General features: G+C 56.5%; 17 protein-coding genes. 14 read left to right on the top strand and 3 right to left on the bottom strand.

Going from position 1 to position 18,791, the window contains the following annotated elements; all coding sequences use genetic code 11:
• Positions 1-373: 373 nt before the first annotated feature.
• Complete coding sequence (gene proP / locus B9Y90_RS20940; protein ID WP_085542428.1) at positions 374-1,879, bottom strand: glycine betaine/L-proline transporter ProP; 1,506 nt, start codon at positions 1,877-1,879, stop codon at positions 374-376.
• A gap of 304 nt (positions 1,880-2,183) precedes the next feature.
• On the opposite strand from proP, the gene B9Y90_RS20935 reads away from it, so the two are divergent.
• The gene (locus B9Y90_RS20935; protein ID WP_085542427.1) at positions 2,184-3,704 is read left to right on the top strand and encodes a methyl-accepting chemotaxis protein; all 1,521 of its coding nucleotides are present in this window, start codon (positions 2,184-2,186) and stop codon (positions 3,702-3,704) included.
• Positions 3,705-3,948: 244 nt separating this feature from the next.
• Complete coding sequence (locus B9Y90_RS20930) at positions 3,949-4,443, top strand: hypothetical protein (protein ID WP_085542426.1); 495 nt, start codon at positions 3,949-3,951, stop codon at positions 4,441-4,443.
• Between the two features lie 121 nt (positions 4,444-4,564).
• Here the strand turns inward: B9Y90_RS20930 and B9Y90_RS20925 are convergent, their stop codons facing one another.
• On the bottom strand, positions 4,565-5,254 hold the full coding sequence (locus B9Y90_RS20925; RefSeq protein WP_085542425.1) for a response regulator: 690 nt from the start codon (positions 5,252-5,254) through the stop codon (positions 4,565-4,567).
• 11 nt (positions 5,255-5,265) lie between these two features.
• Entirely contained in the window at positions 5,266-6,882 is a 1,617-nt protein-coding gene (locus tag B9Y90_RS20920) for an ATP-binding protein (protein ID WP_085542424.1), read from the bottom strand.
• Positions 6,883-7,186: 304 nt separating this feature from the next.
• Between B9Y90_RS20920 and B9Y90_RS20915 the strand changes: the two genes are divergently transcribed.
• The 12 genes from B9Y90_RS20915 to uxuR all read left to right on the top strand — a co-directional run bounded on the left by B9Y90_RS20915 (position 7,187) and on the right by uxuR (position 18,784).
• Positions 7,187-8,551, top strand: a complete 1,365-nt coding sequence (locus B9Y90_RS20915) for a 2-hydroxycarboxylate transporter family protein (protein WP_008460515.1) — start codon at positions 7,187-7,189, stop codon at positions 8,549-8,551.
• Between the two features lie 23 nt (positions 8,552-8,574).
• Positions 8,575-9,444, top strand: coding sequence for a fumarylacetoacetate hydrolase family protein (locus B9Y90_RS20910; protein WP_085542423.1), 870 nt, complete (start codon positions 8,575-8,577; stop codon positions 9,442-9,444).
• Positions 9,445-9,448: 4 nt separating this feature from the next.
• The gene (gene citC / locus B9Y90_RS20905) at positions 9,449-10,492 is read left to right on the top strand and encodes a [citrate (pro-3S)-lyase] ligase (protein WP_085542422.1); all 1,044 of its coding nucleotides are present in this window, start codon (positions 9,449-9,451) and stop codon (positions 10,490-10,492) included.
• A gap of 24 nt (positions 10,493-10,516) precedes the next feature.
• Positions 10,517-10,810, top strand: a complete 294-nt coding sequence (citD, locus tag B9Y90_RS20900) for a citrate lyase acyl carrier protein (RefSeq protein WP_085542421.1) — start codon at positions 10,517-10,519, stop codon at positions 10,808-10,810.
• Complete coding sequence (gene citE, locus B9Y90_RS20895) at positions 10,807-11,682, top strand: citrate (pro-3S)-lyase subunit beta (protein WP_039289901.1); 876 nt, start codon at positions 10,807-10,809, stop codon at positions 11,680-11,682. The genes citD and citE overlap by 4 nt, the downstream gene beginning before the upstream one ends.
• A 10-nt stretch (positions 11,683-11,692) precedes the next feature.
• Positions 11,693-13,216 (top strand): citrate lyase subunit alpha, encoded by a 1,524-nt coding sequence (gene citF, locus B9Y90_RS20890; protein WP_085542420.1) that lies wholly within the window; start codon positions 11,693-11,695, stop codon positions 13,214-13,216.
• A gap of 5 nt (positions 13,217-13,221) precedes the next feature.
• Entirely contained in the window at positions 13,222-13,761 is a 540-nt protein-coding gene (gene citX / locus B9Y90_RS20885) for a citrate lyase holo-[acyl-carrier protein] synthase (RefSeq protein ID WP_085542419.1), read from the top strand.
• On the top strand, positions 13,739-14,584 hold the full coding sequence (gene citG, locus B9Y90_RS20880; RefSeq protein ID WP_085542418.1) for a triphosphoribosyl-dephospho-CoA synthase CitG: 846 nt from the start codon (positions 13,739-13,741) through the stop codon (positions 14,582-14,584). Before citX ends, citG begins: the two co-directional genes overlap by 23 nt.
• Before the next feature lie 86 nt (positions 14,585-14,670).
• Positions 14,671-15,702: an NADP-dependent oxidoreductase gene (locus tag B9Y90_RS20875; protein WP_039289912.1), complete on the top strand. Its 1,032-nt coding sequence runs from the start codon at positions 14,671-14,673 to the stop codon at positions 15,700-15,702.
• A 571-nt stretch (positions 15,703-16,273) separates the two neighbouring features.
• On the top strand, positions 16,274-16,486 hold the full coding sequence (gene cspE / locus B9Y90_RS20865; RefSeq protein ID WP_008459989.1) for a transcription antiterminator/RNA stability regulator CspE: 213 nt from the start codon (positions 16,274-16,276) through the stop codon (positions 16,484-16,486).
• A gap of 256 nt (positions 16,487-16,742) precedes the next feature.
• Positions 16,743-17,927 (top strand): mannonate dehydratase, encoded by a 1,185-nt coding sequence (gene uxuA / locus B9Y90_RS20860; RefSeq protein WP_085542416.1) that lies wholly within the window; start codon positions 16,743-16,745, stop codon positions 17,925-17,927.
• 74 nt (positions 17,928-18,001) lie between these two features.
• Complete coding sequence (uxuR, locus tag B9Y90_RS20855) at positions 18,002-18,784, top strand: Uxu operon transcriptional regulator (RefSeq protein ID WP_085542415.1); 783 nt, start codon at positions 18,002-18,004, stop codon at positions 18,782-18,784.
• The last annotated feature ends 7 nt before the right edge of the window (positions 18,785-18,791 follow it).

Below are 18,791 nucleotides of genomic sequence, written 5' to 3'. Positions count from 1 at the left end.
GGGGAAACGGGCTGTGGCATCAGGTCAAACGCTTTGACAGTGTACCCGCCTGACGGCGGGTAACTGAAGTGACTTTAAACATACAAGGGGATAAACCACGTTCCCCGTAACTTGTTTTCTCCCTCGCCCCTCTGGGAAGAGGGCCGGGGTGAGGGGCATAGCGTAATACCAGCCGAGACGTTCACATGCTCGGTAGCGGCAGATAAAACAGAACTGGAAGTGAACGGAATCTCATCTGCCGCTGCATTATCGTGAATATTTGCCACGAAGAGGCCGAACAGGAAAAGGCCAAAAAAAAGCCCCCACGCGCTGGTGAGGGCTTTTCTATTTATCCCCTCTCCCGCACGGGGAGAGGGGCAGGGTGAGGGGAAGATTACTCGTTAATCCTTGGATGCTGCTGCACCAGCAGCGTTCTCTTCGCCTGCAGCTCTTCGATTTCCTTATCCAGATCCTCGATTTTCTGCTCGATATTGTCGTGATGCTCCTGCACGATTTCACGCGCTTCGGCAATATCGGACGCCGCTGGCGTCGCGCCTTTCAGCGGTTTGTTCGCCGTTTCTTTCATGGTCACGGCGGTAATCAAGCCGATAACCGCCACCACCATCAGGTAGTAAGCCGGCATCATCAGATTTTGCGTACTCTCGACCAGCCATGCGGCAAGTGTTGGCGTCAGGCCGGCAATTAACACCGAAATGTTAAAGGCGCTCGCCAGGGCGCTGTAGCGAATATGGGTGGGGAACATCGCCGGCAGGGTCGAAGCCATCACGCCGATAAAGAAGTTCAGCACCACGGCCAGCACCAGCAGACCGGCAAAAATAAGCCCAATAGCGCCGCTGTTGATCAGCATAAAGGCCGGGATAGAGAGCAAGAACAGGCCAATACTGCCGAGGAACACGAACGGGCGGCGGCCAAAGCGGTCGCTAAGCAGGCCAATCATCGGCTGCACAAACAGCATCCCCACCATAATGGCGATGATGATCAGCACCCCGTGCTCTTCCGAGTAATGCAGGTTGTGGGACAGGTAGCTCGGCATGTAGGTCAGCAGCATGTAGTAGGTCACGTTGGTTGAAATAACCAGACCAATACAGACCAGCAGACTGCGCCAGTGCTTAGTGGCGATCTCTTTGAACGAGACTTTGGGCCCTTCGGCCAGGCCTTCGCGATCGCCTTGCTCCATTTTCTCAACATGCTGCTGGAACGCCGGGGTTTCTTCCAGCGCATGGCGCAGGTAAAGCCCGATGATGCCTAACGGCAGGGCGAGGAAGAACGGAATACGCCAGCCCCAGTCGAGGAAGTTTTCTTCGCCGACGATGGCGGTAATCAGCACCACCACGCCCGCGCCGCAGACGAACCCGGCTATCGAACCGAAGTCCAGCCAGCTGCCCATAAAGCCGCGTTTACGGTCCGGAGAGTATTCGGCCACGAAAATAGACGCCCCGGTATATTCCCCTCCGACCGAGAAGCCCTGGGCCATTTTTGCCAGCAGCAGCAGGATAGGTGCCCAGATGCCAATAGTGGCGTAGGACGGGATAAGCCCGATAGCAAACGTACTGAGCGACATGATGACAATGGTGATAGCCAGGATTTTCTGACGACCGTATTTATCCCCTAGCATCCCGAAGAACAGACCACCGAGCGGACGGATCAGGAAAGGAACAGAGAAGGTCCCCAGGGCGGCAACCATCTGCACGCTAGGGCTGGCGTCCGGGAAGAAAACTTTACCCAGCGCGTAAGCAACAAAACCGTAAACACCGAAATCAAACCATTCCATCGCGTTGCCCAGTGAAGCGGCAGTGATGGCTTTTTTCAGACGCGCATCGTCAATGATAGTGACGTCACTGACCTTGATCGGTCTGACTTTCTTTTTCCTTTTTAGCATTCTTTATCCTCGTGTTTTCCTTGCGGGGGTAAAAATTCCCTCTGTAAGTGTAGTGCGCCGCGCAATAAGCGCTGGTGAAAACTGCAGCACTCAGATGAGGCGGCAATGAAGCGAAGTGAAAAGTAATAACCTGTTGAAACTATGTGAAATGCAATGCTTAAACTAGTCTCATAAATTATGTGGCTAATACTTAGAACTGTGATCAATATCAAATTTTTTAACTAAAGTAAAATTTCGCTACGCCGAAATAACATGCATACCACCAAAGAATTAACATCTGGATAACCTCTCAAAGGGAGTTGCTATGTCCGCCCATGTGCCGGTCACCCAGCGTGAATACACGCTTGATGACGATACGACCCTGATGTCCACCACCGATCTGAAAAGTTACATTACGCACGCGAACGATACCTTCGTACAGGTCAGTGGCTACTCGCTACATGAGTTAAGTGGCGCCGCACACAACCTCGTGAGACATCCCGACATGCCTAAAGCGGCCTTTGCCGATATGTGGTTCACCCTGCAGCAGGGCGAGCCGTGGACGGGCATCGTGAAAAACCGCCGTAAAAACGGTGACCATTACTGGGTTCGCGCCAACGCGGTGCCGGTGGTGCGTCACGGTAAAACTACCGGCTATATGTCTATTCGTACCAAAGCCTCGCCGGAAGAGGTTGCCGCCGCTGAGCCGCTCTACAAAGCGTTGAACGAAGGCCGCAGCAACAAGATCGTTTATAAAGGTCTGGTGCTGCGTAAAGGGTTGTTCGGCAAGCTGCCGACTCTGTCGCTGCGCTGGCGTATTCGTGGGTTAATGAGTGGTTTGTTCGTCCTGCTGATGGCTTCGGCGTTTGCCCTCGGACAAAGCCCGCTGCAAATGTTAGCCATCGCGGCATTCACCGCCTTCGCCTGCGTATTACTGGAGTGGCAGATTGCTCGACCGCTGGAAAATGTCGCCCGTCAGGCGCTGGAAGTAGCTACCGGCAACAGCCACCGCGTGAAGCATCTCCAGCGTAGCGATGAAATCGGGGTGATTTTGCGCTCCATCGGCCAGCTTGGGCTGATGTGCCGCTGGCTTATCAACGACGTCAGCAGTCAGGTGGCGAACGTGCGCAGCGGCAGCGAGGCGATGGCGAAAGGGAATGACGATCTGAACGAGCGTACCCGCCAGACGGTGGTTAACGTGCAGCAAACGGTGGCGACCATGAACCAGATGGCGGCGTCGGTACAGACCAACTCGGAAACCGCCTCGGCGGCAGACAAACTTTCCAGCTCCGCCAGCGACGCGGCGGCGCAGGGTGGCCAGGCGATGGAAACCGTGGTCACCACCATGGACGACATTGCCGACAGCACGCAGCGCATCGGTTCTATCACCAGTCTGATTAACGATATCGCCTTCCAGACCAATATCCTGGCGCTTAATGCGGCAGTAGAAGCGGCTCGCGCCGGTGAACAGGGTAAAGGGTTTGCCGTGGTGGCGGGGGAAGTGCGTAACCTGGCGCAGCGCAGCGCCAGTGCGGCCAACGATATCCGCAAGCTGATTGACGCCAGCGCCAGCAAGGTGCAGTCGGGCACGGTGCAGGTGCACGAGGCAGGGCGCACCATGCAGGACATTGTGGCACAGGTGCAGAACGTCACCCAGCTTCTGGGGCAGATAAGTCATGCCACGTCAGAGCAGGCCGATGGCCTGGCGGACATCACCCGCGCGGTAGCGGAACTGAACGCCATCACGCAGAAAAACGCCGCATTGGTGGAAGAGAGCGCGCAGGTATCGGCGATGGTGAAGCACCGCGCCACTCGCCTGCAGGATGCGGTCACGGTTCTGGGTTAAGAGATTTCAACGAATTCTGACCAAATAAACCCGCTTATTAAATCGCGGGTTTATTTTTTTAACACATCAATTATGAATATTTGAACTATATTTGCAGTCAGCTCCATGAATCCCTATGGAAGCTGAAAAGCGATGAGATGCTCTGTAAGATTTTTTCGCATCAGATGAAATAATATTTTTCATCAGATGATGAGAAACCCTGTAGGTCCACTGACTTTTACTTATACATCAACGAGGAAAGGTTATGCCAACAGAAATTATTGGTACATTTGAAATATACTACAAACTTATTACTCAGCATGATAATCACGGGGGAGATTACCAGTTTGGTATGGACTTTAAATTATCTAACCGAGCGGGTCGTCCGATGTGTCAGTTAATTTATCCCGCCACGCCAGTAGGTAATAATCATGCCGGGCAATGGAATATCGACAATCATCAGCCTCCGGGTAATATTACATCACTGTATTATCGTGGTTCTGAAAATGGAACCATTGTTGATACACCACGGGAGCTTAGTCATTTTGGTCAGGGTATTAAAAAAACGAAATTTACAGTTTATGCTATCGACCCAGACAAAACTGAGTTGCTCGGAAATGGTGTTACTTTTGGTTATTATATTAATACCAGTCAAAACGGTGAAAAGACAGCGTTCCTGGAAATGAAAAGCCATATTGTTACTAATGAAGAAATAGTGTTAATTAAACAGGTCTGCAATTTCATTAAGATCATTAAATAATTAGTTGTTATTCAGTCAATAGCCGAAGGGGACGGTAGTGACGATCGTCATGGCTATTGTTAGCGCCTAATTATGCCTGCATTTTTCTGATGCAGGCTTTTTTATTTCAGGGGATATACGGTTAGCTCCGCTTATACAGGCGGCGAGGATGACCAATCTTGCCGTACAGCATTTCGACGCTGAGAAAGCCTTTCTCAACGCAGTGCTCAAGGTAGCGGCGGGCGGTGGTTTTGCTGAGTTTGGTTTCGCTAACTACATCGTCTACCGAGAAACAGCGCTGGGCCTCGGCCTCGCGAAACAGGCGCTGGACCAGCTCCAGCGTATTCTCCTCGATGCCTTTGCTGCCCGCATCCAGCGGGGCGTTGCGCGCCTGCAGCTCGTAAAGCTTATCGACGTTCTGCTGATCTACCACCTTCCATTCACGCTGCTGCTGGCTGAACTGCACGAAGCGCTCCAGCGAATGACTCAGGCGTTTCCACGAGACCGGCTTGAGGATGTAGTCGAACGCGCCGCTGCGAATCGCCTGGCTGCAGGTGTCCATATCGCTGGCGGCAGTGATGAAGATCACCGAGCAGGCGTGCTGTTTTAAAAGGTCACTGCCAAACAGCGTGATGCCTTTTCCGTCCGGTAGATAGTTATCCAGCAGGATAAGCTGCGGCTGCTTTTCCAGCATCAGGCGCTGGGCGGCCGCCAGGCTGTTGGCTATTCCCACCAGGTGCAGGTGGGGGTGCTTATCAATCAGCTCCGCGTGAAGTTCGGCCAGCTCGCTCTCATCCTCCACGATAAGCACATTAATCATTTCATTTTGCATACTCAAAAGCCTTACGTTGGGCTGAGGTCGCTCCCCGGAACGACAACATCTGGAATAAATACTGAGAACACGGTGCCGCTTGGCAGGTTATCGGAAACCTCCACGGTGCCTTTCGCCAGCGCGACGTAGCTGGCGATGAGGTGCAGGCCGAGCCCGTGGTCGCCGTGGGTTTTGGTGGTGACGCCCGGCGTGAAAATGTGGTCACGCAGCTCAGGCGCAATGCCGACGCCGTGGTCGGCCACTTCTATCACCAGCTCCCGGTCGTTTATCACGATATAGACTTCCACCGGCTGGTGCTCGCCTTCGGCGCGCTGGGTGGCTTCGATGGCGTTATCCAGCAGATTACCAATAATCGAAATTAGCTCGGATTCCGGCACGTTGGTCGGCATCCTTGTCATGCTGCAGGCCGGATCGAACGCCAGCGACACGCCTTTCTCGCGCGCTCTGGCGTATTTCCCCAGCAGCAGGCCGCACAGCGTGGCGGAACAGAAGCGCGCGGAGACAAAATCCAGCACTTCTTGCGCGTGCTCGGACTGCGCTTTGATATAGCGTTTGGCGTCATCGTAGCGGGCCATATGCAGCAGCCCGGCGAGCGTTGCCATGCGGTTAAGCTGCTCGTGCCTCATGATACGCAGGTTGTCCACATAGCGTTTCACCTGGCTGAGCTGGAAGCTCAGGCTATCAATATCTTTGCGGTCGCGGAAGGTGATCACCCAGCCCTGCAAAACGCCCTCAAGCTCGATGCGAACCCGGCTGGCAAGCACGCTGAGATCGTTAAAGGCGCAGATTTCATCGTGGGTATCTCGCGCCAGCATGACTTCGGGATCGAAGAACGTCACCGGCTGGATCACCTCGGAGATCTGCTTCCCACGGATCTCTCGCGAGGGCTGTTTCAGGCCCAACAGTTTCTTCGCCGCCTTGTTGATCACCTCGATCTGCGAATGGCTGTCGATGGCGATCACGCCTTCGTAGATCGACTCCATCATCGCTTTTTGCTGGCGTACCAGCAGGCTGATCTGCCGCGGCTCCAGCGAGAACATCTGCCTTTTGATACTGCGGGTGAAGTACCAGGAAAAGATAAACAGCGCCAGCAGCAAGATGATCGCCGCCAGCAGGATGTTGATCACCTTGCCGGACGTGACGTCATCCAGGTAGCTCTTCAGGTAGCCCACCGACACAATGCCAATCACCTTGCCGTGCTGGTCGAAAATGGGGGCTTTGCTGCGCAGCGACAGGCCGAGGCCGCCTTTGCGCAGCGTGGTGATGCTTTTGCCCTGCAGCACTTCCTCGTTATCGCCGCCGACCAGCGTTTTGCCCACGCGGTCGGCATGCACAGAATGATAAAGATGAATGCCGTGCTCATCGCCGATGACGATAAAGCTGGCATCGCTATGCACGACCAGCTTTTGCATAAAGTTGTGTATTGCCGGAATATCTTTTTTTTCCACCGACTCCTGCAGGGTAGGAATTAAGGCAATCTCTTCCGCCTGAATTCTCGCTCGGGTGCTCATTTCCTGATAAAGCTGGCGGCCAACGTCAAAATAGTAATAGGTTCCGAGCATGGCAAAGAGCACGGAAAAAAAGGCAACCAGGTAGATAAATAAGCGTATCTGAAAGGAAACTTTCATAGGCCAGGCGTGTGTTCACTGAGGCAAAACGGCAGCTTAACACCGATAGCCCGCTGGCTGCGCGGCTTTGAACGAAAGTTTGAACAACCTCACGCAACGGCACTTTTCGTTAATTTCAGCGAATTTTTCTCACCCTCTTAAGGTTTGTCTAAGCCTGGAATAAAAACCATAAAAACCACGGAAGAATAAAAACCATTAACGTCATAGATGCCTTTAAATTAACGGTTTTAATCTGCCACCCCTCACATTACAGGGGTATTTAATCTTTTAGTCTGCCCCGACAAATTAAAAAAAGGGGCTTGATATGAGCACGACCGATGATTCCTACAACATCATTCCTGAATCCATTGATATTAATAAGCCGACGCTTAAAGAGCGCTGGTGGCATATTCTCGACAGCTGGAAAGTGGGGATCATCCCGCTGCCGCTGTTTGTACTGGCAGGGGCGCTGATCGCCATCGACTGCCTCGGCGGCAAACTGCCGAGCGATATCGTGGTGATGGTGGCGACGCTGGCCTTCTTCGGCTTTGCCTGCGGCGAGTTTGGTAAACGCCTGCCGGTGATCGGCAAAATGGGTGCCGCCGCTATCTGCGCCACCTTCATCCCGTCCGCGCTGGTTTATTACGGCCTGCTGCCGGACGTGGTGGTGGAGTCCACCACCAAATTCTATAAATCCACCAACATCCTTTACCTCTACATCTGCTGCATCATCGTCGGCAGCATCATGAGCATGAACCGCACCACGCTGATTCAGGGCTTCCTGCGCATATTCTTCCCGATGCTGTGCGGCGAAGTGGTGGGCATGATTGTCGGCATGGGCGTTGGCCTGGCGCTGGGCCTTGAGCCGTTCCAGATCTTCTTCTTCCTGATCCTGCCGATCATGGCCGGGGGCGTCGGGGAAGGGGCGATCCCGCTTTCCATCGGTTACGCCACGCTGCTGCATATGGATCAGGGCGTGGCGCTGGGCCGCATTCTGCCTATCGTGATGCTGGGCAGCCTGACGGCGATCGTTATCTCCGGCTGCCTGAATCAGCTGGGAAAACGCTTCCCGCACCTGACCGGCGAAGGCGAACTGATGCCGGGCAAAACCAACGGCGGTGAAAAAGAGCAAACCGCCGCCCTGTTCAACGGTAAAGCAGACGTCACTACTATCGCGTCCGGCGCGCTGCTGGCGGTGCTGCTCTACATGGTGGGCATGCTGCTGCACAAACTGATTGGCCTGCCGGCCCCGGTCGGGATGCTGTTTGTCGCGGTACTGATCAAGCTTTGCCACGGCGTTTCCCCCCGCATGCTGGCGGGCTCGCAGGTGGTTTATAAATTCTTCCAGACCGCGGTGACCTACCCAATTCTGTTTGCCGTGGGCGTTGCCATTACGCCGTGGAACGAGCTGGTTGACGCTTTCACGATTACCAACCTGCTGGTCATCGTCAGCACCGTCAGCGCGCTGGTGGCGACCGGTTTCTTCGTCGGTAAAAAAATCGGTATGCATCCTATCGATGTGGCCATTGTGTCCTGTTGCCAGAGCGGGCAGGGCGGCACCGGCGACGTCGCTATTCTGACCGCCGGTAACCGTATGTCGCTGATGCCGTTCGCCCAGATTGCAACCCGCATCGGCGGGGCGATCAACGTCTCGGTGGCGCTGCTGGTGCTTGGCAACTTTCTTGTCTGACTTTTGATTAACCAGGAACTGTTATGAAACTCGCAAGTTATGTACTTCAGGGCCAGCGGAGCTACGGCGTGGTAACGCCGGAAGGTATCGTTGACCTGGGCCGCCGTTTAGGCTCGCGTTTTGCGGACTTAAAGGCTTTGCTGGCTGCGGACGCGGTGCATGAAGCGCTGGCGTTTGCCGGGCTGAAGGCCGATGTGGCGGCGTCAGACGTCCGCTGGCTGCCGGTCATCGAACGCCCGGAAAAAATCCTCTGCGTCGGCATGAACTACGCCGACAAGCGCAAAGAGTTCGACCAGCACAACCCGGCCCCGACCCTGTTTGTGCGCTTTGCCGACTCCCAGACCGGGCACGATTCTCCGGTGGTGAAACCGCATCACTCCAGCGAGTTCGACTATGAAGGCGAGCTGGCGGTGATCATCGGCAAAGGCGGGGTAAATATTTCTGCGGCGGATGCCCTGAACCACGTCGCGGGCTACAGCTGCTATATGGACGGGTCGGCGCGCGACTGGCAGCACACCTGGTTTACCGCCGGGAAAAACTGGCCGCAGACCGGGGCTTTTGGCCCGTGGATGACCACGTCGGATGAAATTCGCGATCCGCACGATCTGGCGATCCGCACCTGGCTGAACGGCCGCATGGTGCAGGAAGACAACACCAGCAGCATGATCCACAAGGTCGCCGAGCTTATCGAATACATCTCGACCTTCACTTCGCTCAGCGCGGGGGACGTGATCATTACCGGATCTCCCGGTGGCGTGGGTAAAAAGCGCACGCCGCCGCTGTTCATGCAGCCGGGCGACCGCATCGAAGTTGAAATCGAGCGAATTGGCCATCTCAGCAACGTGATCGTTGCGGCCCGCGAGCCTCAGGCTTCCGGGGCGGTGGCGCACTAACGCTATGTTCCAGCCCAATCCTATCGAGTTCAGTACCGTCGATCCGCTACGCCAGCCGCAGGCGCTGGCGGCAATACGGGATCTGCTGGAGCGGAACCAGCTCGGGCTGGACGGCGACATTCAGCTGTTCGTCGTCGCCCTTTCAGGGACAAAAATTGTCGGCTGTGCCGGACTGGCGTGGCGCACCATCAAATGCGTGGCGGTGGATGAAGCCTGGCGCGGGGACAACCTTAGCGTGCGTTTGCTGGGGGAAATCCAGCATATCGCGATGGAACGCGGGCAGGCGCATTTGTTCCTGTTCACCCGCCCCTACAACCTCGACAGGTTTCGCCAGAGCGGCTTCTGGCCACTGGTGCAGGTGGATGAGGCGGCGGTGTTGATGGAAAACACGCCCGTCGGCATCAGCCGCTACTGCTCCGGGCTGGAGAAGCTGCGGAAACCGGGCAACCGGATCGGCGCCATCGTGATGAACGCTAACCCGTTCACCCTCGGACACCGCTATCTGGCAGAGCAGGCGGCGCAGCGCTGCGACTGGTTGCATCTGTTTGTGGTGCGTGAGGACGCTTCATTTTTTCCGTTCGAGGAACGGTGGGAGATGGTTCGCCAGGGAGTGGCCCACTTGCCAAACGTGATTGTGCATCCGGGGTCCGACTACCTGATCTCCCGCGCCACCTTTCCGGGCTATTTCCTGAAAGAAAGCGGGCTTATCGACAAAACCTGGAGCGCAATGGATTTGATGATTTTCCGTGATTACGTTGCCCCGGCGCTGGGCGTGACGCACCGCTTCGTCGGCAACGAGCCGTTCTGTGCGGTGACCCGGGAATATAACCAGGCCATGCGCTACTGGCTGGAAGTGCACCGCCACCACAGCGCGGCGTCGATCCAGGTGGTCGAGCTGCCGCGAAAATGCCATGCCGCCGGACGAGAGATTTCTGCCTCTGAAGTGCGAGCCTTACTCAAGAGCCAGCAAATGGCCCGCATCCGGGACATAGTCCCGGACAGTACCTTTAGCCATCTCCAGCGGCACTACGCGCGGGATGTGGCCTGAATTTTTTAACCAGGACAAAGCCTTATGAGAATCGTAAAGCAAGCCTTAGCCGGGACGCTGGAGTCCAGCGATCTGCTGGTCAGAGTCGCCCCCGCCGAAGGTGAGTTCAGCCTGATGATACACAGCGAAGTACAAAAGCAGTTTGGCGACCAGATTCGCCGCGTGGCGGAGCAAACGCTCGCTCAGCTCGGCGTGAAAGAGGGGATTTTTATTCTGGAAGACAAAGGGGCGCTGGACTGCGTGATCCGCGCCCGTCTGCAAAGCGCGGTACTCCGTGCCGCCGATGGCGAACAGATTGACTGGGGAAAACTACAATGAAAAAACTCCGTCGCAGCATGTTGTTCCTCCCCGGCGCTAACGCCGCCATGCTCTCCACCGCTTTTATTTACCGCCCGGATTCGATCATGTTCGATCTGGAAGACGCCGTGGCGCTGCGTGAGAAAGACACAGCCCGCGTGCTGGTGTTTCATGCTCTGCAGCACCCGATGTACCGCGACATCGAAACCGTGGTGCGCATTAACCCGCTTAACACCCCGTTTGGCCTGGCCGATCTCGAGGCCGTTGTACGAGCAGGAGTGGACGTGGTGCGCCTGCCAAAAACCGACACGCCAGAAGATATCTTCCTGCTGGAATCCCATCTCGAACGTATTGAGAAAGAGTGCGGACGCGAACCGGGCTCCACCAAACTGATGGCGGCGATTGAATCCGCCGTGGGCGTGATCAACGCCGTCGCCATCGCGCGTTCTTCCCCGCGCCTTATCGGCATTGCGCTGGCGGCGTTTGACTACGTGATGGATATGCAAACCGAGCGCGGCGACGGCACGGAGCTGTTCTATGCCCGCTGCGCGGTGCTGCATGCCGCGCGCGCCGCCGGGATTGACGCGTTCGACGTGGTTTGGTCTGACGTGAATAACGAAGCCGGGTTCCTGCGGGAAGTCGAGCTGATCCGCAAGATGGGCTTCAACGGTAAATCGCTGATCAACCCCCGTCAGATTGAGTTGCTGCATAACGCCTATGCGCCAACCCAGGACGAAGTCGATTATGCCCGCCGGGTGATTGCCGCCGCCGACGAAGGGGAGCGTAACGGCCTGGGCGTGGTGTCGCTCAACGGCAAGATGATCGATGCGCCAATTATTAACCATGCGCAGGTGGTGCTTGAGCGCGCCGCGGCTTCCGGCGTGCGCCGTTAAGGATAAAACAATGAGCAATATGACCGAACTTTTACACCTTGAGTACCCGCATCTGGCCCATCTGCGAAGCTTCGACGGGGCTCATCAAACCACGCCGTGGCTGGCGGATGCCGAGGCGAAGAAAACCCGCAAGCTTTGCGACACGCTGGAGCAGGCGATTGCTCAAAGCGGGCTTCAGGACGGGATGACCATCTCCTTCCATCATGCTTTCCGGGAAGGCGACAGGGTGATTAATCATGTGGTTGCCACGCTGGCTCGCCTTGGATTTAAAGATCTGACGCTGGCCTCAAGTTCGCTGATGACCTGCAACGAGGCGTTGATCGAGCCGATTCGCAACGGGGTGATTACCCGAATTTACACCTCCGGGATGCGCGGCAAGCTTGCGGAGGCTATCTCTCAAGGCCTGATGGCCGAGCCGGTACAAATTCACTCCCACGGCGGGCGCGTGAAGCTGCTGCAGGACGGCGAGCTAAAAATCGACGTGGCGTTTCTCGGCGTGCCGTGCAGCGACGAATACGGCAACGCCAACGGCACCCACGGTAAATCCTGCTGCGGCTCGCTGGGCTACGCCAAAGTAGACGCCCATTTTGCCCGCAAAGTGGTGCTGTTAACCGAAGAGCTGGTGCCGTTCCCCAACATGCCCGCCAGCCTGATGCAGGATGAGGTGGACTACATCGTTCAGGTCGACACCGTGGGCGATCCGGCCAAAATCAGCGTCGGGGCGGCACGCGTCACCAGCAACCCGCGTGAGCTGATGATTGCCCGCACCGCTGCGGAAGTGATTGAACATTCTGGCTACTTCCGCTCCGGCTTCTCCATGCAGACCGGCTCCGGCGCGTCGGCAACCGCCTGCACGCGCTTTATGGAAGAAAAAATGGAGCGCAATGGCGTCGTCGCTCGCTTTGCCCTCGGGGGGATCACCGGCAGCCTGGTGGATCTCCATGAAAAAGGGCTGATCGAAAAACTGCTCGATACCCAATGCTTTGACGGCCAGGCCGCGGCCTCGCTGGCGCGTAACCCGAACCACGTCGAGATCTCCACCAACGTCTATGCCAACCCCGGTGCGAAGGCCACGAGCTGCGACCAACTTGATGTGGTGATCCTTAGCGCGCTGGAGATCGACATCGACTTTAACGTCAACGTGATCACCGGATCCGACGGTGTAATGCGCGGCGCTTCCGGCGGGCACTGCGACGTGGCGAGTGCGGCAAACCTGACCATTGTGGTTGCACCGCTGCTGCGTACGCGTATTCCAACCGTTGTTAAGCGGGTGACCACGCGCGTTACGCCGGGTGAAAGCATTGACGTGCTGGTGACGGATCACGGCGTGGCGGTGAATCCCGCTCGCCCGGAGATCCGCGAACGGCTTGAGAGCGCGGGAATGAAGATCGTGAGCATAGAAGATCTTTACCAGCGCGCTATTTCCCTGACCGGCGAGCCGAAGCCGATCGAATTTACGCCGCGCATCGTCGGCGTGATCCGCTACCGCGACGGCAGCGTGATCGACGTGGTGCGTCAGGTCAAAGAGGAGTAAGCAAAATGAGTGAAACGCTTGTGGAAGCGGAGGGTGTTACCCTTGAGGCTCTGCTTGAGGCGAGAGAGCGGCGGGCGCACCGGCAGCATGAGTGGCTGGTAAAGCACCGCCAGCCGGTACTTTCCCTGACGCTGGTGACGCCCGGCTCGGTAAAGGACAGCATTCGCTACCGCAACTGTATGGCGGTAGCGCTGCAGGCCTGCGACCAGCTGCTGTGGGGCAACCGCTGGCCGGTGCTCGAGCGGCAGGTACTGTGGCTGCCGACCGGGGCCGAAGCAATGTGGAGCGTGGCGCATTCGGCCAGCGAACTTAAGGCGGCCACGGTCGGGCTGGAGCAAACCCATCCGCTTGGCAGGCTGTGGGATGCGGATGTGATTTGCCCGGACAATGGCCCGGTCGGGCGGACTTCGCTGGACCTGTCTGGCCGACGCTGCCTGGTGTGCAACGAGCCCGCGCACGCCTGTGCTCGTTCCCGCCGCCACCCCATGGATGAAGTGACCGCGCGCGTTGAGAGGCTGATAGATGGCTGGTTTGCCAGGGATTAAGTCGAGTTCTGCCGCCGCCCCGGATGTGCCAGCTCTGGCGCGTCAGGCGCTGCTGGACGAGGTATGGCTAACGCCAAAGCCGGGGCTGGTGGATGCCGCCAACAACGGCTCGCACCGGGATATGGATCTGCCGATGTTTCTCGGCAGCATTGCGGCCATTGGCCCCTGGTTCAGTACGTTCCACGGGCTGGGGCGGGAACATGCCGGGCGAGGTGCCTGTGAGATGCTGCGGCTGATCCGCCCAGCAGGTATCGCCTGCGAACAGGCGATGTATCAGGCCACTCAGGGCGTGAATACGCACAAAGGTGGCGTGTTCTCGCTGGGGCTGCTTTCTACCGCTGCTGGCCGCCTGCAGGGGCAGGGTAAAGAGCTAACTGCCTCGGCGGTGTGTGCCACGGTGAGTGAGATCTGCAGCGGGATTGTGGAAAGAGAACTGGTCGCGGCCCGGAAGTCTTCTTCAGTTGGCGAAAGGCTGTATCAGCAGTTTGGCCTGACCGGCGCACGCGGCGAGGCGGAAAGCGGATTCCTGACGGTGCGCCAGCATGTGCTGCCCTACTGGCAGACGGAGAGCTGCCCGAAACGCCGCCTGCTTGCAGCGATGTTACGTCTTATGGCCGCCAACCCGGACACCAATCTTGTGTCGCGCGGCGGGCTAAACGGACTGCGCTATGTGCAGCGTTACGCTGCGCGCCTGCTGCAGCAAGGCTGGCATGAGGACGACTTGCGGCAGATGGATGCCGACCTTATCACCCGTAACCTCAGCCCAGGCGGAAGCGCAGATCTGCTGGCGGTTAGTGCCGTTTTAGCGGAAATTGCGGTGTGAAGGCTACGCAGCACGAATTTCATGCTAATTCGGCCCGTTTTTGTCTAGTCTGAGGTTTTCACTCTTGATAATAAAAGGAGTACCTCATGGCTCAGACCGCAGAGAAAAACCGTCGTTTTGTGCTGGCGAAGCGCCCGCAGGGAATGCCTACCCGCGAAGATATCCATCTGGAAGAAGTCGCTGTTCCCACGCCGGTAAAAGGCGAAGTGCTGCTGCGCACGCTTTTCCTGTCCCTTGACCCGTATATGCGCGGGCGCATGAGCGATGCCAAATCTTACTCGGCACCCATTGCCATCGGTGAAGTCATCGTGGGGGGAACTGTCAGCCGCGTGGAAAGCTCACAGCATCCTGATTATCAGCCTGGTGACCTGGTGCTTGCCGACTCTGGCTGGCAGGACTATTCGATTTCCAACGGGGAAGGCCTGCAGAAGCTGGATAAAAATATGTCTCACCCTTCCTGGGCGCTGGGGCTGCTCGGCATGCCGGGCTTTACCGGTTACATGGGGCTGACGGACATCGGTAACCCGCAGCCGGGCGAAACCGTGGTGGTTGCTGCGGCCAGCGGCGCGGTAGGCTCGGTTGTGGGGCAAACGGCTCGCCTGCGAGGGGCGAGAGTTATCGGCATTGCCGGCGGTGAAGATAAGTGCCGCTATGTGAAAGAAACGCTGAAGTTTGATGAGTGCCTCGATCACCGCGCCAGCGATTTCGCTGAACAGCTTGCCAAAGCCTGCCCGAACGGCATCGACGTCTATTTTGAAAACGTAGGCGGGGCGGTGTTTGATGCCGTCTTCCCGCTGCTGAATACTAAAGCGCGTATCCCGGTTTGTGGCGTGATCAGCCAGTACAACGGCAACAACAGCGCCTTTGAGCATGATCGTCTGCCGGAGCTAATGGCGACTATCCTGAAAAAACGTATGCGTGTGGAAGGGTTTATCATCAGCCAGGACTACGGCCATCGCTATCCCGAATTCTACAAGCAGATGAGCGAGTGGATCGCCGCCGGAGAGATTGAGTTCCGCGAGGATATCGTGGATGGGCTGGAAAAAACCGTGGAGGCATTCCAGGGGCTGCTGGCCGGGAAGAACTTCGGCAAGCTGATTGTGAAGGTGGCGGAATAAGATTGACCCTCACCCCGGCCCTCTCCCTGGAAGGGAGAGGGGGAAATCAGAGATGGTTAGATTGTTTGTTCCCTCTCCCTGTGGGGAGAGTGGGCTGTATGAAATGGTTTGGCTCTTTACTCCCTCTCCCCTGTGGGGAGAGGGGACTGTATGAAATGGTTTGGCTCTTTACTCCCTCTCCCCTGTGGGGAGAGGGGGCTGTATGAAATGGTTTGGCTCTTTACTCCCTCTCCCCTGTGGGGAGAGGGGGCTGTATGAAATGGTTTGGCTCTTTATCCCCTCTCCCCTGTGGGGAGAGGGTTAGGGTGAGGGGAAACCACGCTCCCTTAATGAGAATTTTTTTTATTTCCCCGCTGTACTTGCTAAATGACGGCGGACGTGAGAGATTAGCACCCGGTTTGGAACACAGACCTTATGAAAGCAGTTTTAGTAAAGCAGTCCTCAGTTCAAGCGCTATCTTAGATATCCCTTCTTCTCGAGTCTCCTCCTAAGTGCCCGAATAAGTCCAACTCTGCTGAACAGACCATGTTCGCCGCGTTTAGTGGCTCAAGAAACTGAAAAGGTAATATCTATGTCTAACAAAATGACTGGTTTAGTAAAATGGTTCAACGCTGAGAAAGGTTTCGGCTTCATCTCTCCTACCGATGGCAGCAAAGATGTATTCGTACACTTCTCTGCAATCCAGAGCGACAGCTTCAAAACCCTCGACGAAGGCCAGAAAGTTGAGTTCTCTATCGAGAACGGCGCTAAAGGCCCAGCTGCTGCTAACGTTGTTGCGCTGTAATCCAGCCTGACGTTTCAGAAGTGAAGAAACCCGCTACGGCGGGTTTTTTTGTGCCTGTAGTTTATAGATGTCCTATATCTTTTTCCCTTCATTGCACAATGCTGTGTGTTAAATTGTGATTTTGGTTAACCAATTATCCCTTCCTGATTGACACGCTTGCTGAATTGGCTGAACTTAGACGCTATATCACGCACCTAAAGAGGTGCTTAATCATCAGTGTTTATTGGTCAACCAATTTGAGTTGTGAGGGGATATTATGAAGCAAACCTGGCGCTGGTATGGTCCAAACGATCCGGTCAGTCTGGCCGACGCCCGGCAGGCGGGGGCGACAGGGATCGTCACCGCGTTGCACCACATTCCGAACGGTGAAATCTGGCCGGTCGAAGAAATACTGAAACGCAAAGCCGTGGTGGAAGCCGCCGGGCTGGTCTGGTCGGTAGTGGAAAGCGTGCCTATCCACGAAGAGATCAAAACCCATCGCGGGCAATACGATTTATGGATCGAAAATTACTGCCAAAGCCTGCGTAACCTGGCGGAATGCGGCATCTACACCGTGTGCTACAACTTTATGCCGGTGCTGGACTGGACGCGCACCGATCTCGAATACCTGCTGCCGGACGGCTCCAAAGCGCTGCGCTTTGACCAAATCGAATTCGCTGCTTTTGAGCTGCATATTCTGAAGCGCAAAGGGGCAGAAGCTGACTACAGCGCGGAAGAAATCGAACAGGCAAACCGGCGCTTCGCGGAAATGCGTGAGGATGAAAAAGCGCGGCTGACCCGCAACATCATCGCTGGCCTGCCTGGCGCGGAAGAAGGCTACACACTCGACCAGTTCCGCGCCCAACTGGACACCTACAAAGATATCGACAAAGCGAAGCTGCGCGAAAACTTTGCCTACTTCCTTGAGGCCATTATCCCCGTTGCTGAGCAGGTTGGCATCAAAATGGCGGTTCACCCGGACGATCCTCCGCGCCCCATCCTTGGCCTGCCGCGTATTGTTTCGACCGTGGAGGATATGCAGTGGATGGTGGATGCGGTCAACAGCCCGGCGAACGGCTTTACTATGTGCACCGGCTCTTACGGCGTGCGGGCCGATAACGACCTGGTCGGCATGATTAAACGCTTCGGGCCTCGCATCTACTTCACGCACCTGCGCTCAACGCTGCGGGAAGACAATCCTAAAACCTTCCACGAGGCCGCGCACCTTTATGGTGACGTGGACATGTATGAAGTGGTGAAGGCCATTGTGGAGGAAGAGCAGCGCCGGAAAGAAGCAGGGCAAAGTGAACTGATCCCGATGCGCCCGGATCACGGCCACCAAATGTTGGATGACCTGAATAAAAAGGTGAATCCAGGCTATTCGGCGATTGGCCGCCTGAAAGGGCTGGCGGAAGTGCGCGGCGTTGAGATGGCCATCCAGCGCGCGTTCTTTGGTAAATAGCCCTCGCCGGGCCAGGGAATGGGTCAACCAGTTATGCTATAGTCCGGCTCATTCCCTACCTGCCGTGAGTAAAGATGAAACCGCAAATCCAGGACAAACCTGCCGCGCAGCCGCAGCGGCCTTATCAGGAAGTTGGCGTGATGCTGCGCGACATGATTGCGCGGCAGCAATACGCCCTGGGAGATCGTCTTCCGCCCGAGCGTGAAATCGCGGCGCTGCTGTCGGTGAGCCGCACCGTGGTGCGCGAAGCGTTAATCATGCTGGAGATTGAAGGGCTGGTGGAAGTCCGCCGGGGGGCGGGTATTTTTGTGGTTGCCATGCCGGATAGACTCGTTAATCCCCCAGTCAGTACGAGCCAGTGCAACGATGCCGGGCCGTTTGAGCTATTGCAGGCGCGCCAGCTGCTGGAAAGCAATATCGCGGAGTTTGCCGCCCAGCAGGCCACGCGGGAAGATATTCTCAAAATGCGCCAGGCCTTGCAGATAGAAGAACAGGAACTGGCTGCCGGGGATAACGAAAGCGGCGACAGGCAGTTCCATCTTGCCGTGGCCGAGGCCACCCACAACAGCATGCTGGTGGAGTTGTTTAAACAGTCCTGGCAGTGGCGTGAAAACAACCCGATGTGGATCCAGCTGCACAGCCATCTGGAGAACAACCACTATCGGCAAGAGTGGCTTGCCGACCATAAACAAATTTTGGCGGCGCTGATTAAGAAAGACGCCAAAGCGGCCAAACACGCGATGTGGCAGCACCTTGAAAACGTCAAAAACCGGCTGCTGGAGCTGTCCGACGTCGATGATATTAACTTCGACGGTTATTTGTTCGAGTCCTGGCCGCTGAACGAGCCTGGACGTTAACCTGGCC

It is taken from the genome of Cedecea sp. NFIX57, assembly GCF_900177785.1.
GTDB classification, from domain to species: Bacteria; Pseudomonadota; Gammaproteobacteria; order Enterobacterales; family Enterobacteriaceae; genus Cedecea; species Cedecea neteri_C.
This window is presented reverse-complemented; position numbering and strand designations above follow the sequence as displayed.

Bases quoted from the DNA above. Each gene is read 5' to 3' on its own strand.
- proP (WP_085542428.1), bottom strand. From the start codon at position 1,879: ATGCTAAAAAGGAAAAAGAAAGTCAGACCGATCAAGGTCAGTGACGTC.
- B9Y90_RS20935 (WP_085542427.1), top strand. From the start codon at position 2,184: ATGTCCGCCCATGTGCCGGTCACCCAGCGTGAATACACGCTTGATGAC.
- B9Y90_RS20930 (WP_085542426.1), top strand. From the start codon at position 3,949: ATGCCAACAGAAATTATTGGTACATTTGAAATATACTACAAACTTATT.
- B9Y90_RS20925 (WP_085542425.1), bottom strand. From the start codon at position 5,254: ATGCAAAATGAAATGATTAATGTGCTTATCGTGGAGGATGAGAGCGAG.
- B9Y90_RS20920 (WP_085542424.1), bottom strand. From the start codon at position 6,882: ATGAAAGTTTCCTTTCAGATACGCTTATTTATCTACCTGGTTGCCTTT.
- B9Y90_RS20915 (WP_008460515.1), top strand. From the start codon at position 7,187: ATGAGCACGACCGATGATTCCTACAACATCATTCCTGAATCCATTGAT.
- B9Y90_RS20910 (WP_085542423.1), top strand. From the start codon at position 8,575: ATGAAACTCGCAAGTTATGTACTTCAGGGCCAGCGGAGCTACGGCGTG.
- citC (WP_085542422.1), top strand. From the start codon at position 9,449: ATGTTCCAGCCCAATCCTATCGAGTTCAGTACCGTCGATCCGCTACGC.
- citD (WP_085542421.1), top strand. From the start codon at position 10,517: ATGAGAATCGTAAAGCAAGCCTTAGCCGGGACGCTGGAGTCCAGCGAT.
- citE (WP_039289901.1), top strand. From the start codon at position 10,807: ATGAAAAAACTCCGTCGCAGCATGTTGTTCCTCCCCGGCGCTAACGCC.
- citF (WP_085542420.1), top strand. From the start codon at position 11,693: ATGAGCAATATGACCGAACTTTTACACCTTGAGTACCCGCATCTGGCC.
- citX (WP_085542419.1), top strand. From the start codon at position 13,222: ATGAGTGAAACGCTTGTGGAAGCGGAGGGTGTTACCCTTGAGGCTCTG.
- citG (WP_085542418.1), top strand. From the start codon at position 13,739: ATGGCTGGTTTGCCAGGGATTAAGTCGAGTTCTGCCGCCGCCCCGGAT.
- B9Y90_RS20875 (WP_039289912.1), top strand. From the start codon at position 14,671: ATGGCTCAGACCGCAGAGAAAAACCGTCGTTTTGTGCTGGCGAAGCGC.
- cspE (WP_008459989.1), top strand. From the start codon at position 16,274: ATGTCTAACAAAATGACTGGTTTAGTAAAATGGTTCAACGCTGAGAAA.
- uxuA (WP_085542416.1), top strand. From the start codon at position 16,743: ATGAAGCAAACCTGGCGCTGGTATGGTCCAAACGATCCGGTCAGTCTG.
- uxuR (WP_085542415.1), top strand. From the start codon at position 18,002: ATGAAACCGCAAATCCAGGACAAACCTGCCGCGCAGCCGCAGCGGCCT.